14 protein-coding genes are annotated in these 14,289 nt (G+C 60.3%); 11 read left to right on the top strand and 3 right to left on the bottom strand.

What is annotated here, in order from left to right; genetic code table 11:
• The first annotated feature begins 15 nt into the window (after positions 1–15).
• The 4 genes from ACW9IR_RS06345 to ACW9IR_RS06330 all read left to right on the top strand — a co-directional run bounded on the left by ACW9IR_RS06345 (position 16) and on the right by ACW9IR_RS06330 (position 4,026).
• Entirely contained in the window at positions 16–780 is a 765-nt protein-coding gene (locus ACW9IR_RS06345) for a methyl-accepting chemotaxis protein (RefSeq protein WP_371043227.1), read from the top strand.
• 369 nt (positions 781–1,149) lie between these two features.
• Positions 1,150–2,262, top strand: a complete 1,113-nt coding sequence (locus ACW9IR_RS06340) for a glycosyltransferase family 4 protein (RefSeq protein WP_457462250.1) — start codon at positions 1,150–1,152, stop codon at positions 2,260–2,262.
• Positions 2,255–3,031, top strand: coding sequence for a DUF2334 domain-containing protein (locus ACW9IR_RS06335; RefSeq protein ID WP_457462231.1), 777 nt, complete (start codon positions 2,255–2,257; stop codon positions 3,029–3,031). The genes ACW9IR_RS06340 and ACW9IR_RS06335 overlap by 8 nt, the downstream gene beginning before the upstream one ends.
• On the top strand, positions 3,028–4,026 hold the full coding sequence (locus ACW9IR_RS06330) for a lysylphosphatidylglycerol synthase transmembrane domain-containing protein (protein WP_102900161.1): 999 nt from the start codon (positions 3,028–3,030) through the stop codon (positions 4,024–4,026). The genes ACW9IR_RS06335 and ACW9IR_RS06330 overlap by 4 nt, the downstream gene beginning before the upstream one ends.
• Here ACW9IR_RS06330 and ACW9IR_RS06325 read toward each other — a convergent pair.
• Both ACW9IR_RS06325 and purU read right to left on the bottom strand, forming a co-directional pair.
• Entirely contained in the window at positions 4,010–4,189 is a 180-nt protein-coding gene (locus tag ACW9IR_RS06325) for a hypothetical protein (RefSeq protein WP_457462229.1), read from the bottom strand. The two genes, ACW9IR_RS06330 and ACW9IR_RS06325, sit on opposite strands and share 17 nt — an antisense overlap.
• A gap of 85 nt (positions 4,190–4,274) precedes the next feature.
• Positions 4,275–5,123 carry a formyltetrahydrofolate deformylase gene (gene purU, locus ACW9IR_RS06320; RefSeq protein ID WP_007912774.1) on the bottom strand — a complete coding sequence of 283 codons (849 nt, stop codon included), beginning with the start codon at positions 5,121–5,123 and terminating at the stop codon, positions 4,275–4,277.
• A 337-nt stretch (positions 5,124–5,460) separates the two neighbouring features.
• On the opposite strand from purU, the gene mvaT reads away from it, so the two are divergent.
• The gene (mvaT, locus tag ACW9IR_RS06315) at positions 5,461–5,838 is read left to right on the top strand and encodes a histone-like nucleoid-structuring protein MvaT (protein WP_016983124.1); all 378 of its coding nucleotides are present in this window, start codon (positions 5,461–5,463) and stop codon (positions 5,836–5,838) included.
• Positions 5,839–5,938: 100 nt separating this feature from the next.
• Here mvaT and sbcB read toward each other — a convergent pair whose 3' ends face one another.
• Positions 5,939–7,369, bottom strand: a complete 1,431-nt coding sequence (sbcB, locus tag ACW9IR_RS06310; protein WP_457462227.1) for an exodeoxyribonuclease I — start codon at positions 7,367–7,369, stop codon at positions 5,939–5,941.
• Between the two features lie 181 nt (positions 7,370–7,550).
• Here sbcB and ACW9IR_RS06305 point away from each other — a divergent pair, with 181 nt between their 5' ends.
• Genes ACW9IR_RS06305 through ACW9IR_RS06280 form a run of 6 tightly spaced genes read left to right on the top strand, consistent with a single transcriptional unit; the run spans position 7,551 to position 14,270 of the window.
• Positions 7,551–8,276: an RDD family protein gene (locus tag ACW9IR_RS06305; protein ID WP_102900158.1), complete on the top strand. Its 726-nt coding sequence runs from the start codon at positions 7,551–7,553 to the stop codon at positions 8,274–8,276.
• Positions 8,273–9,250, top strand: a complete 978-nt coding sequence (locus ACW9IR_RS06300) for a stage II sporulation protein M (RefSeq protein WP_457462224.1) — start codon at positions 8,273–8,275, stop codon at positions 9,248–9,250. The genes ACW9IR_RS06305 and ACW9IR_RS06300 overlap by 4 nt, the downstream gene beginning before the upstream one ends.
• Positions 9,237–10,784 (top strand): DUF4129 domain-containing protein, encoded by a 1,548-nt coding sequence (locus tag ACW9IR_RS06295; protein WP_102900156.1) that lies wholly within the window; start codon positions 9,237–9,239, stop codon positions 10,782–10,784. Before ACW9IR_RS06300 ends, ACW9IR_RS06295 begins: the two co-directional genes overlap by 14 nt.
• Positions 10,781–11,944 (top strand): DUF4350 domain-containing protein, encoded by a 1,164-nt coding sequence (locus tag ACW9IR_RS06290; protein WP_102900155.1) that lies wholly within the window; start codon positions 10,781–10,783, stop codon positions 11,942–11,944. The genes ACW9IR_RS06295 and ACW9IR_RS06290 overlap by 4 nt, the downstream gene beginning before the upstream one ends.
• Positions 11,941–12,942 carry an AAA family ATPase gene (locus tag ACW9IR_RS06285; RefSeq protein ID WP_016983118.1) on the top strand — a complete coding sequence of 334 codons (1,002 nt, stop codon included), beginning with the start codon at positions 11,941–11,943 and terminating at the stop codon, positions 12,940–12,942. Before ACW9IR_RS06290 ends, ACW9IR_RS06285 begins: the two co-directional genes overlap by 4 nt.
• On the top strand, positions 12,939–14,270 hold the full coding sequence (locus ACW9IR_RS06280; protein WP_457462221.1) for a DUF58 domain-containing protein: 1,332 nt from the start codon (positions 12,939–12,941) through the stop codon (positions 14,268–14,270). Before ACW9IR_RS06285 ends, ACW9IR_RS06280 begins: the two co-directional genes overlap by 4 nt.
• Positions 14,271–14,289: the final 19 nt, after the last annotated feature.

Here is a 14,289-nt window from a genome sequence, read left to right as displayed (position 1 = left end):
GCGTCGAATTCGTCGATGTATAACTCTGACCAGCAAGCCTCGCGCACCAGCAGTGTCGCCGCCGCGATCAACCAGCTCGGCGCCGCCGCACAGGAAATCGCCCGCAATGCTGCACAGGCCTCGAATCAGGCCAGCGACGCACGCGGTCTGGCTGAAGATGGCCAGCAAGTGGTGGATCGCAGCATCAAGGCGATGAATCAACTATCGAGCATGCTCAGCGCGTCGAGCAGTAACATCGAATCGCTGAACAGCAAAACCGTGAACATCGGCCAGATTCTTGAAGTGATCACCAGTATTTCCCAGCAAACCAACCTGCTCGCGCTTAACGCGGCGATTGAAGCGGCGCGTGCCGGTGAGGCCGGTCGTGGTTTTGCTGTGGTGGCCGATGAAGTGCGCAATCTGGCGCATCGCACCCAGGAATCTGCGCAACAGGTGCAGACCATGATCGAGGAGCTGCAGGTCGGCGCCCGTGAATCGGTGAGCACCATGAGCGACAGCCAGCGCCACAGTCAGGACAGTGTCGAGATTGCCAACCTGGCCGGGGAGCGCTTGAACAGCGTGACGCAGCGCATTGGCGAGATCGACGGGATGAACCAGTCGGTGGCCACGGCGACTGAGGAACAGACTGCTGTGGTTGAGTCGATCAACGTCGATATCACCGAGATCAACACGCTGAACCAGGAAGGCGTGGAGAACTTGCAGGCGACGTTGCGGGCGTGTTCGGACCTGGAGCAGCAGGCTTCGCGTCTGAAGCAGTTGGTTGGCAGCTTCCGCATCTAAGATCAAAGGCCTACCCCCTCACCCCAGCCCTCTCCCCCAGGGGGGCGAGGGGGAAAGGGAGCAGATCGGGGTTTTTTCCAGACCTGAGTTCGACTGAAGACTTTCAGGTCGATGCATAAAGCCCAAAGTCCCCTCTCCCTTAAAAGGGCGAGGGGGAAAGGGAGCCGATCTTCATGCTGTTCAAAATTCGAGTTCGACTCAGGTCTCTCAGGTCGGCGTATCTCCAACATCCTCCTCGATCAGTCCCCTCTCCCTCCGGGAGAGGGTTAGGGTGAGGGTGCTCTTCAGCTCTACCGCGCAATCCCGACCGAACATCTATTCTTGATAAAGGTCAACAAGGGAGAACCACGCAGCGGAGGGTTGATCACCGTGCATATCGCCGACATCACCATGTTCTACGCCCCGGCCAGCGGTGGCGTGCGCACTTATCTGGATGCCAAACACCGCCGGTTGAGCGTCAAACCCGGCACTCGCCACAGCCTGTTGATCCCCGGTGCGCATTTCAGCGAACACGACGGTGTTTATACGGTTCCCGCCCCCGCCCTGCCGTTCGGCAAGGGTTATCGCTTCCCCCTTCGCCTCGCCCCTTGGCGAAATGTCCTGCAGGATTTGCAGCCTGATCTGATCGAAGTCGGTGACCCTTACCTGACCGCATGGGCCGCGCTGGATGCTCGACGGCAACTCGATGTGCCGGTGATCGGCTTCTATCACTCGGATCTGCCGCTGCTGATCAGCAATCGCATGGGCCATTGGGTCACGCCGAATATCGAGGCGTACGTCACCAAGCTTTACGGCAACTTCGACCGAGTGCTCGCGCCCAGTCAGGTCATGGCTGACAAGCTTACCGGCCTCGGCGTACGCAATGTCTTCGTGCAACCGTTAGGCGTCGATCTGCAGACCTTTCATCCAGATGCAGGAGACAGCAATCTGCGTGCGGAGCTGGGCATCGCCGAGGACACTCGCCTGTTGATTTTCGCCGGGCGCGGTTCGAAAGAGAAAAACCTGCCGGTGCTGCTCAAATGCATGCAACGCCTCGGCCCGCGCTATCACTTGCTGCTGGTCGGTTCGTCGATGCCCACGGCCGTGCCGGACAACGTCAGCGTGATCAACGAATTCTGCCCCGCGCCACGCGTCGCGCAGTTGATGGCCAGTGCGGATGCCTTGCTGCATGCCGGCGATCAGGAAACCTTCGGCCTGGTGATCCTCGAAGCCATGGCCTGCGGCATTCCCGTGGTGGCGGTGGCGGCCGGGGCGTTCGAAGAGATTGTCACTGAATCCTGCGGCCTGCTTTGTGCACCGAACAACCCGCAGGCGATGGCCAATGCCGTGCGCGAACTGTTCAGTCGCGGCTGTACCAGGCTCGGCGCTCAGGCCCGCCAGCATGTCGAAACTCACTACGCCTGGGACACGGTGGTCGACAGCCTGTTGGGCCACTATCAAGCGGTTCTCGGACATACGCTGCCACGGGTGGCCAATGCCTGAATCGGTGAATAATCCCGCCGTCTTGCTGGTGCTGCACGATGTGGCACCGTCGACGTGGGCGGACTACCAACCGTTTGTCGAGGCCGTCGACGCATTGGGCAACGTGCCGATGACGTGGCTGGTCGTACCCGACTTCCACCGGCACAACGCCCTCGACGATCACCCGGCATTTTGCCAGATGCTCGATACGCGCGTTGCCCGTGGCGATGAGTTGGCATTGCATGGTTATTTCCACGATGACCAGGAGCCCGGCCCGACGACCCCGCGCGACTGGTTCATGCGCCGCATTTACACCCATGAAGGCGAGTTCTATCGTTTAACCCGTGAAACCGCCCTCGCCCGTCTGCGCGCCGGCATCGAAATCTTCCAGCACCGCGACTGGCCGCTGCACGGTTTCGTTGCCCCGGCGTGGTTGATGAGCGACGGCACCCGCCAAGCCCTGCGCGAGTTACCGCTGCGCTACACCAGTGATCCGCAACATCTTTATCGTTTGCCGGATTTCACCCCCCTCGACGCACCAGGTCTGGTCTGGAGCGCCCGCAGCGCCTGGCGAAGGGGCTTATCGAAGATTGTCAGCGAGCAGCGTCAACAGCGTTGGCGTCAGGCGCCGGTGATTCGTCTAGGCTTGCATCCCGTGGACATGCGCCACGGTTATTCCCGTGACTACTGGCTGCACACCCTCGAACGACTACTGAGTGAAGGACGCGTACCGATGACCAAAATCCACTGGCTCGACCAACAGCGCGGTCAATGGGGACACGCCGCATGAGTCGCGGCATTCTCTTGCTGATCGGCCTGCTCGCGGCGGTGCTGATTCCGGTTGTGCTGGGTGGCGGCGAAACCTGGGCGCGACTGCAGAGTTTCCCGTTGCACTGGCTGCTGATCATGTTCGGCATGATCCTGCTGTGCTGGGGCATCAATACCTTGCGCCTGCGCCTGTTGCTCGGTGATCAGCGCGAGCGCGTCACGCCGCTGCAAAGCCTTGGCGTAGTAATGGCCGCCGAGTTCGCCTATTGCGCCACTCCCGGCGGCAGCGGCGGGCCATTAACAATCATGGCCCTGCTGGCCCGATCAGGCGTGCGTCCGGCGCGGGGCAGCGCGGTGTTTGCCATGGATCAGCTCAGCGATTTGCTGTTCTTTCTCTGCGCCCTCAGCGGGATTCTGATTTATGCGCTGTTCCAGCACCTCAGTGATCGCCTCGAATGGTTACTGACCGTCAGTGCGATTTCGCTGTTCGGCGGTTTGTTCAGTTGTGTGCTGGTCGCGCGCTATCACCGCACCTTGATTCGCCTGAGCGGCCGCCTGTTGGCAAGGATGGACGTCAAGGCCGGTACCCGTCGTCGCTGGGCGCGCAAGTTACTGCACTTTCTCGCGGCGTTTACCGATACGTTGAAGTTGCCCTGGCAAACATTGATCAAAGTATTCGCTCTGACCTGTGTGCATTGGTTGCTGCGCTACAGCGTGCTGTATCTGGCGCTACGCGGCCTGGGCGCGGACTTGCAGTGGGCCTGGAGTTTTCTGGTGCAGATGCTTTCGCTCGGGGCCGGGCAATTCAGTCTGCTGCCGGGCGGTGCCGGGGCGGCTGAGTTGACCTCGGCAGCGCTGTTGGCGCCGATGGTGGGTAAATCCACCGCAGCGGCGGCGATTCTGATCTGGCGGGTGGTGACGTATTACTTTTATCTGCTGGTGGGTGGCCCGGTGTTTCTGTTGATGTTGGGCCGGCCGCTGTTGAAGAAGCTAATGAACGTCAGACAGGCTTCTTGACGTCGTCCTTATGCTCTTCCTGGAGTTGTTCCCACAACTCGGCTGCGCCGGGAAACTCGGTGCCATCCTCCGGGCTCATGTCTTCGGGATCATATCGACTCAAACACCCCTCGCCCACAGTAGCCGGTGCTTTGGAAGTGGCTTTGTCCAGTGGATCACTCATGAAGGTTTCCTCGGGGCTGAAATGAACAAGGGTCTGAGCGATTGAACGCCCAGACCCTTGGTTTTTCAAGCCTGCGTGAGTTCGATCAGAACACCACAGTCTTGTTACCGTGCACCAGCACGCGATCTTCGAGGTGATAACGCAGGCCACGAGCCAGCACCATCTTCTCGACATCACGGCCGAAACGCACCATGTCTTCGATGCTGTCACTGTGGCTGACACGGACCACGTCCTGCTCGATGATCGGACCGGCGTCCAGCTCTTCGGTCACGTAGTGGCAAGTCGCGCCGATCAGCTTCACACCACGCAGCGACGCCTGGTGATACGGCTTGGCGCCGACGAACGACGGCAGGAAACTGTGATGAATGTTGATCACCTTGTGCGCATATTCGCGGCACATGTCCGGCGGCAGAATCTGCATATAACGCGCCAGCACCACCACTTCGGCGTCGTGCTGTTTGACCAGACGCGACACTTCGTCGAAGGCCGGTTGCTTGTCCTGCGGATTGACCGGGACATGGTAGTAAGGAATGCCATGCCACTCGACCATGCTGCGCAGGTCGTCGTGGTTGGAAATCACGCAGGAGATTTCGCAGTCCAGCTCATCGCTGTGCCAGCGGTGCAACAAGTCAGCAAGGCAGTGGGATTCGCGGCTGGCCATCAGCACAACACGTTTTTTCTGCTCGGTGTCGGTGATGCGCCAGTCCATCGAGAACTCTTCGGCGATCGGCGCGAACTTCTCGCGCAATACTTCAATACCGAAAGGCAGCGAATCGGCACGAATTTCGTGACGCATGAAGAACCAGCCGACCTGATTGTCCGAGTGGTGGCTCGCTTCGGTGATCCAGCCGTTGTGGGCTGCCAGAAAATTACTGACTTTGGCAACGATGCCAACGCGGTCCGGGCAAGATATCACCAGCCGAAAAGTGCGCATGAGGGGGGAACTCCAGAACTTCGCAAAGGCGGCCATTCTAGCGATTGCGCGGCAAAACTGCAGTACTGATGAGCGCACACGCGCGCACTGCTTCGACACTCGGATTTCTGACGGCGACAAACGTCACCCTCGTGGCGCTGCGCGAGCCCTGTTTGATCCTTTGACTGTGAATATCTGTGATGACTGCATCACACTATTTAACTGAACATTCAAATTGCCGGTTTCTTTCGTAACTAATTTAAATAAAAAGTCCGGTTAAATGTTTACTTGATGAAACAGCCTGACTATTATTGCGGCACTGTCCCCTGCCATTCAGCACTCTACTAAGGTAGTAATCATGTCCTTGATCAACGAATATCGCGCCACCGAAGAAGCTATCAAAGAGCTGCAAGCCCGTTTGAAGAACCTGTCCGAAGACGACAAACTGCAAGCCGAGCTGGAATTCGAAGGCAAACTGCGCACCCTGATGGGTGAATATTCCAAATCCCTGCGTGACATCATCGCGCTGCTGGATCCAGAATCGAAAACCAAAGCACCACGCGGTGGCGCAGTAAAAACTACCGGCACCAAGCGTGCTCGCAAAGTTAAACAATACAAAAACCCGCACAACGGCGAAGTCATCGAAACCAAAGGTGGCAACCACAAAACTCTGAAAGAGTGGAAAGCCAAGTGGGGCGGTGATGTGGTTGAAGGCTGGGCTACCCTGCTGGGCTAAGCCGCAGTACCCGTCGCAGACCAATCTGCCACGAAAAGAAACGCCAGCGAATGCTGGCGTTTTTTTTATCCGCGAAAATTAGCGCCGATCATGTTCGATTTCAAAGATTCAAACGTTTGCGTAATGCCTGGACATAATTCTGCCATTCATCGAGTACGGCTCTCTGCATCGGCGTCGCACTAAGCGACCATTGCTCTGCGGCCTCCGTAAAAGATTGCAAGGTATTCGGCGCACCCCATTCAGGTGAGGACAAACGCTGCTGACAAAATATCCGCCAGCGTTCCTGCTCTTCAAAACTCAAGGTCTCGGGAAAGTTACGTGCTCGATATCGAAAGAGTAATTCAGGCAAACGTTCATCATCGAAAGGCCATTGCTCTTGCGCTAATTGCGAAGGGTCAGCGCTCCTCACTTGCTCACATAGACGCCGGTCGCGGTCACCGATAAAACCGTCGTACAACTGTTGTTCCGGATCCTCGCTCGGGGTGAAATCTTCGCTGACATAAATCGCAGCAACTTTATCTTTCCAAACTTGTTGTGCGTCAGTTAGTCGCAGCGCGCGTTCCTGATAAAGCGCCATGTCCAGACCCAGCCTTTGCTGATCCTGCGCACGCAGTACCGACAGCGGAGCCACCACCGGGCATCGGTTGACATGAATCAGCTTGAGCGGCACCGGCAACTCGCCCTCAGGCAAATCGTCACGGCGGGTGTACAAGCGCTGGCGCAGGGTTTGCGCATCCAGATCGAGCAAGCCCTGCGGATCGAGGTGCAAGTCGCAGACGATCAAGGCGTTGCGGTTTTTCGGGTGCCAAGCCAGCGGCAGCACCACGCCAACATAACTGCGCGCCGCCGAGAAGCGCCCGGAAACATGCACCAGTGGCTGCAACAAACGAATCTGATCCATGACCTTTTGCTTGCTGCGCAATTGGAACAGCCAGTCATACAGTTTTGGCTGCTTCTGACGGATCAACCGCGCCAGGGCGATGGTCGCGCGCACGTCCGACAGGGCTTCGTGGGCATGACCGTGATCAATATGGTTGGCGGCGGTCAGGCGCTCGAGCTTGAGCGTCACCCGGCCTTCGTCATCGGTGGGCCAGACCAGACCGTCAGGACGCAGCGCATAAGCGGCGCGCACCACATCGATCAGATCCCAGCGACTGTTACCGCCCTGCCACTCCCGGGCGTACGGGTCGAAAAAATTGCGATACAGGCTGTAACGGGTCATCTCGTCGTCGAAGCGCAGCGTGTTGTAACCGGCGCCACAGGTGCCGGGGGCCGCGAGTTGGGCATGCACGCGAGTCATGAAATCAGCTTCGCTCAAGCCCTTTTCGGCGAGCTGGCTCGGGGTGATACCGGTGATCGCGCAAGCCGCCGGATGCGGCAGGATGTCTTCGCTGGGCTGGCAATAAAGATTGACCGGCTCGTCGATTTCGTTGAGCGCATGGTCGGTGCGGATCCCGGCCACCTGCAACGGGCGGTCGTTACGCGGATTGATGCCAGTGGTTTCGTAGTCGTACCAGAAGATTGAAGTCACGGGCGGTTCCTGAACTGAAGATCGGCGAAGTCTAGGCGTTCAACCGCGCTCGCGGCCAGCCTCGCGTCATTCAATCACTGCGAGCCACACGCAGTGCAATACATAGTTATGTCGTTTTCCCCCGAGAGGCTGCTAGCATCGACCTCACTTGCCCCCCGAACAGGCGAACATCAGGTAGCCCATGCTCGAGCCTACAGCACCGCCAAGGAAAGCACCGCTGGCCCCGCCGCTGGATACGCGGCATCAGGTCGAAACGCCGGAAGGCATCGATCTGCCGTTGCGCCCCGCCGGGTTGATGGTGCGGGCCGTGGCCTTCGCGATCGATCTGGGTATTCGCGGCCTGATCATGGGCGTGCTGTTCATCGCCCTGGCGTTTCTCGGCAAGCTCGGCATGGGCCTGGGTTCACTGCTGCTGTTTGCGATCAGTTGGTGGTACATGGTGCTGTTCGAAGTGCTGCGTCAGGGCCGCTCGCCGGGTAAACAATGGATGGGGCTGCGCGTGGTGCACGATGACGGCACTCCGATTGGCTGGTCGGCCTCGCTGCTGCGCAACCTGCTGCGCTTTGTCGATCTGCTGCCCTTCGGCTACTTCCTTGGCACCCTCAGCTGCCTGCACCACCCGACCTTCAAACGCCTCGGCGACATCGCTGCCGGCACGCTGGTGGTCTACAGCGAACGCCCGCTGACTCGCCCGCAACTGCCTGAAGCCGAACCACGGCGTTCGCCCGTCCCCCTGACGCTCGCGGAACAACGCGCCGTGCTGGGTTTTGCCGAGCGCCAAGGGGAATTATCCTCAGCGCGGGTCAATGAACTGGCGGCGCTGCTCGCCCAGCCTCTGCATATTTCCGCGCCCAAAGCTGTCGCTGAACTCAACGGCATCGCTCGCGGCTTGTTGGGCCCGACATGAAGCAAAGCCTTTTCGAAAGTCGCCACAAGGCCGAATGGGAGCCTTTTGCGCTGGCCCTCGAACGCCTTGAACATGGCAAGGACACCTCACAAGTCGCCGGTTTCCCCAAGGCCTATCGCAGGCTTTGTCAGCATCTCGCGCTGGCTCAGGAGCGCGGCTACAGCAGTTTTCTCATCGACTCATTGCAACAACAAGTGTTACGCGGGCATCAACAACTGTACCGCCACCGCAGCCGGCTCGGCGCTAATGTGCTGAGTTTCATCCTCGCCGACTTTCCGCGCCTTGTGCGCGCCGAATGGCCCTTTGTACTGGTCGCCAGCCTGCTGTTCTTCGCCAGCCTGATCGGCGTCGGCGTGTTGGTGTACGTGTTTCCCGAACTGATCTACAACCTGATCCCCGCCGATCAGGTGCGCGAGATGCAAGGCATGTATGACCCTGTCGCCGGCCATCTCGGGCGCCCCGCCGAGCGCGCGGCCAGCGAAGACTGGGTGATGTTCGGTTACTACGTGATGCACAACATCGGCATTGCCTTCCAGACTTTCGCCAGCGGTTTGTTGCTGGGTGTGGGCAGTGCGTTCTTTCTTCTCTACAACGGCATGGTCATCGGCGCGGTGGCCGGGCATCTGAGCGAGATCGGTTTCGGCCAGACCTTCTGGTCATTCGTCATCGCCCATGGCGCCTTTGAACTCACCGCCATTGCCCTCGCCGGCGCGGCCGGCCTGGAACTCGGCTGGGCGTTGATCGCACCCGGACGGCTGACACGCGGTGAAGCGCTGCAACGGGCGGCACGCAAAAGCGTGTTGCTGGTCTGCGGGGTGATGCTGTTCCTGTTGATTGCCGCGTTTATCGAAGCCTATTGGTCATCGAAAACCACTGTCACGCCGCTGACCAAATACCTGGTCGGCGCCGGACTTTGGGCGTTGGTCGCGCTCTATCTGTCGTTCGCTGGAAGAACCCGTCATGCGCCTGAGTGACGCCACCGTGGTGATCCGCCCGCGCACGACCTGGGAGGCCATGGACCTCGGCGTGCTGATGAGCCAGCAACATCGACGTCTGCTGATGACCAGTTGGGCGATCGTCACCCTGCCGTTGTTCGCCCTGCTCAGCCTGGTGCTGTGGGATTCGCCGTCGCTGGCGGTGTTTATCTTCTGGTGGTTGAAACCGGCGTACGAACGCCTGCCGCTGTACATCCTGTCGCAAGCGCTGTTTGGCGAAACGCCGACACTCAAGCAAGCCCTGCGCGAATGGCCGCGCCTGCTCAAACCGCAACTGCTGGCCAGCCTGACCTGGCGCCGCCTGAGTTTCAGCCGCAGTTTTCTACTGCCGGTGGTGCAACTCGAAGGCCTCGATGGCAACGCGCGACAACAACGCCTGCACGTGCTGCTGCAACGCAACGCCGGCGCCGCGCAGTGGCTGACGATCATCGGCGTGCATCTGGAAACCGCGTTGTGGATCGGCTTGATGGTGCTGTTCTACATGTTGCTTCCGGAGCAAATCGAAACGGATTGGAGCTGGCAGTCACTGATTCTCGCGGCGGATCAAGACTGGCGCTGGCTCGAACACCTGACCAATGCTTTCTACGCGCTGGTGCTGGTGGTGTGGGAGCCGATCTACGTCGCCTGCGGTTTCAGCCTTTATCTGAACCGACGCACACAACTGGAAGCGTGGGACATCGAACTGGTGTTCCGCCGCTTGCGTCAACGTCTGAACAACGCTGTATTGGGATTGCTGCTGGCGGTCTGTCTGGTGTTGCCGAATATGCCGTCGACCTGGGCCGCCGAGCCTGATGACAGCCCGCAGGCGCCGCGCCTGTTGAATCAGCCGCTGACCAGTCAGGCCTCCCGGGACAGTATCAAGGCATTGCTTGAACAGCAGCCGTTCAAGAACAAGGAAGTCGTCACCCGTTATCGCTTTGGCGAAGACCCGGCGAAACCTGCCGAAGCGCAGAAGCCGGGTGAAGCGCCACAGTGGCTGAAAACCCTGCTGGGCTGGCTCGACGGGCAACACTTGAATGGACTGGCGAAGATCATTGAAGTGCTGTTGTGGGGCACAGTCATTGCTGCGGTGGGCTGGCTGATCTGGCGTTATCGCGAGTTTCTCCAGGCCTTTGTCAGCCGTCGTGCGAAACTGCCTGCCAAGACAAAACGAGCGTTGCCGCAGCAAGCCTTCGGTCTGGATTTGAACCGCGACACCTTGCCTGACGACATCGCCGCCCATGCCGAACAACTGTGGCAAAGCCAACCCCGCGCAGCGTTGGGCCTGCTCTATCGAGGGCTGCTCAGCCATCTGCTCCACGACTTCGATCTGAGCCTGAAACCCGCCGACACCGAACTCCAGGTGCTGGCGCACGTGGAGCAATTGCAGCGCCCTGAACTGCTCGCCTTCAGCCGCAGCCTGACCACCCATTGGCAGAACATGGCCTACGGGCATCGAGTGCCGGCAGCGCCGCTGCAACAGGAATTGTGTGATGGCTGGCGTGCCTTGTTCGGCCCCGGAGCCGCCCGTTGAGTCGCCGGACATTGTGGTGGGTCGCGGCGTTGATCGCCCTGTTAATCGGGACGCTGAGCGTGTTCCTCTACCTCAACGCCAAGCCCTATCAGGAAGAAGTCGATCACGGCCCTGCGCCTGCTGCGCAAGCCAATCCTTATCTGGCGGCCGAGCTGTTTTTGCGTGAGCGCGGCCTCATGGTCAGCCATGCCGAAAGCCTCGCGGTACTGCCGGAAATCGACCCTCGCCGTCATACGTTGCTGTTGTTCAACGACCGCTCACGCATGACCCCGCGTCAGGTTGAGCAAGTGTTGAACTGGACGCGGGCCGGCGGGCGGCTGGTGTTCGTCGCCGAATCGCTGTGGGATGAGCAGAGCAAACAAAGCAATGACCTGTTGCTTGATCGGGTGCAACTGCATCAATCCCTGAGCAAGGATCTGAAAGATTTACCCGCAGACGTTGAGCCAGACCGTTTCCCGAAACTGACCAAACTCTATCTGGAAGACGAAGACGCCCCGGCCTACGCCGGTTTCGATACCGACTTCCACCTCGACGACCCGAAGAATCTTGCGCAAGCCTGGGCCAACAGCGCCAAGGCCACGCACATGATGCAACTGCCCTACAGCCTTGGCTCGATCACCGTGGTCACCGACGCCGAGCTGTGGAAGAACAACACCATCAGCCAATACGACAACGCCTGGCTGCTCTGGTACCTGAGTGCCGACACCGACGTCACGTTGATCTACAACACCGAGCACGATGGCCTGCTGACCTTGCTCTGGCGCTACTTCCCGCAGGCGATTGTCGCCCTGCTCGCGTTGATCGGCCTGTGGCTCTGGCACGTCGCGGTACGCCACGGCCCGCTTCAGCGACCCGCTCCGAGCGGACGCCGGCAGTTGCAGGAGCACCTGCGCGCCAGTGCCGATTTCCTGCTGCGCCACAACGGCCAACAGGCACTGCTGCAAGCACTGCAACAGGATGTGCTGCGTCGCGCCCGCCGCCGCCATCCCGGCTTTGATCAATTGAACGTTGCCGAACAATGGCTGGCATTGTCGCGCCTGACCCGGCAACCCACCCGCGCTATCAGCCAGGCCCTGAGCCCGGTGCCGAACCGGCGGATCTCCAGCGCCGATTTCTGCCGCCAGGTCGCCCACCTGCAAACCCTGAGGAACACGCTATGACCGAACAGATCGAGCCCGGCAGCGCCAGTCACGCCGCCCAGCAACGCCAGCGTGCCAGCCAATTGGCGCAAGCGGTGCGCGGCGAATTGCAGAAAGCCCTGATCGGCCAGAACCAGGTGATCGACGACGTGTTGACGGCGCTCATCGCCGGTGGCCACGTATTGCTTGAAGGTGTGCCGGGGCTAGGCAAAACCCTGCTGGTGCGCGCGTTGGCCCGTTGTTTCGGCGGCGAGTTTGCGCGGATTCAATTCACCCCGGATCTAATGCCCAGCGACGTCACCGGCCACGCCGTGTACGACCTGCAAACCGAGCAGTTCAAGCTGCGCAAGGGCCCGCTGTTCACCAACCTGTTGCTGGCCGACGAGATCAACCGCGCCCCGGCGAAAACCCAGGCGGCCTTGCTCGAAGCGATGCAGGAACGGCAGGTCACACTCGAAGGCCGTGCCCTGCCCATCGCGCAACCGTTCATGGTGCTGGCCACGCAGAACCCGATCGAACAGGAAGGCACCTATCCCCTGCCGGAAGCCGAGCTCGACCGCTTCATGCTCAAGGTACGCATGGACTACCCGGACGCGGACCAAGAGTTGAACATGGTGCGACAGGTCAGCCGTTCGACCCGTGCCGACATGCTCGATGTGCAACCGCTGCGCACCGTGTTGCAAGCCAAGGACGTGCAAGCCCTGCAACGCATCGCCAGCGACTTGCCGCTGGACGATCAGGTGCTCGACTACGCCGTGCGTCTGGCCCGTAGCACGCGCACCTGGCCGGGGCTGATTCTCGGCGCCGGGCCCCGCGCCTCGATCGCACTGGTGCGTTGCGCCCGTGCCCGCGCGTTGTTGCGTGGCGGTGAGTTCGTGATCCCGGACGACATCAAAGGCTGCGCACTGGCTGTGCTGCGCCATCGCGTACGCATTGCCCCGGAGCTGGACATTGAAGGCCTGCAGGTCGATCAGGTGCTGCAGCAACTGCTCGACCAGATTGCGGCGCCGCGTCTGTGAAACCCGCGCGCCTGCTGCTGATCTGGCTGGCCTTGCTGCTGGTCATCGGTATCGTTCTGGGTACATTGCGGGCGCTGGAAGTCGACATCCCTGCCAGCCTGATGTCGATCAACTGGGGGTTGCTGCTGGCGCTATTGGCCCTGGCGGTGCTCGATGCCCTGCGCCTGCAACGTCTGCCAACACCCCGCGTCACCCGACAGATGCCCGGCAGTCTTGCGCTCGGCCGCTGGGGTGAAGTGCGCCTGGAAGTCGAACATGACTTCAGCGAACCGACGCACATTGAACTGTTCGATCACCCGCCAGCAGGGCTGGGTTTCGAAAACCTGCCGCTGTCGATTGAATTGCAACCCGGCCGGCGCAGCCTGCTCGGTTATCGATTGCGCCCGCTCCAACGCGGCCATTTCAGCTTCGCTCACTGCGAAGTCAGCCTGCCCAGTCCCTTGGGATTATGGACAGGCAAACGCCTGCTCGATGTCAGCGACCAGACCCGCGTCTACCCCGACTTCGCCCGACTCTACGGCGGTGAACTGCTGGCCGTGGACAACTGGCTCAGCCAGCTCGGTGTGCGTCAGCGCCAACGGCGCGGTCAGGGTCTGGAATTCCATCAGCTGCGCGAATTCCGTGAAGGTGACAGCCTGCGCCAGATCGACTGGAAAGCCACCGCCCGCCAACGCACACCGATTGCCCGCGAGTATCAGGACGAGCGCGATCAGCAGATCATCTTTCTGCTCGACTGTGGCCGATCCATGCGCAGCCAGGACGGAGAGCTGTCGCATTTCGACCATGCACTCAATGCTTGCCTGCTGCTCAGTTACGTGGCCCTGCGCCAGGGCGATGCGGTGGGCATGAGCACCTTCGCCAGCGAACAGCCGCGCCATCTCGCGCCAGTCAAAGGCGCCGGGCAACTGAACGTGCTGCTCAACACAGTGTATGACCTGGATAGCACACAACGCCCTGCCGACTACCAAGCCGCCGCCAATCAACTATTGGCCCGGCAAAAACGCCGGGCACTGGTGGTGTTGGTCAGCAACCTGCGCGATGAAGTCGACGATGAACTATTGGCTGCCGTCAAACGCCTGAGCACACAGCACCGCGTGATGGTGGCGAGCCTGCGCGAAGAGACGCTAGACGCCCTGCGACATGCACCGGTGCAAACCTTGCCCGAGGCTCTGGCCTATTGCGGGACGGTGAGTTATTTGAACGAGCAGGCAGAACTCCATGAGCGCTTGAGGGCTCATGGGGTTCCGGTAGTGGATGTCCGGCCAGCGGAACTGGGGGGCGAACTGGTGACGCGGTATCTGGCTTTGAAGAGTGCCGGAGGTTTTTAAGCGCCTTCTTCAGCTGGAA

The sequence above is a fragment of the Pseudomonas sp. SDT291_1_S447 genome (genome assembly GCF_054070155.1).
The sequence above is the reverse complement of the archived record's forward strand: the minus strand, read 5'-3'. Positions and strand labels throughout refer to the sequence as shown.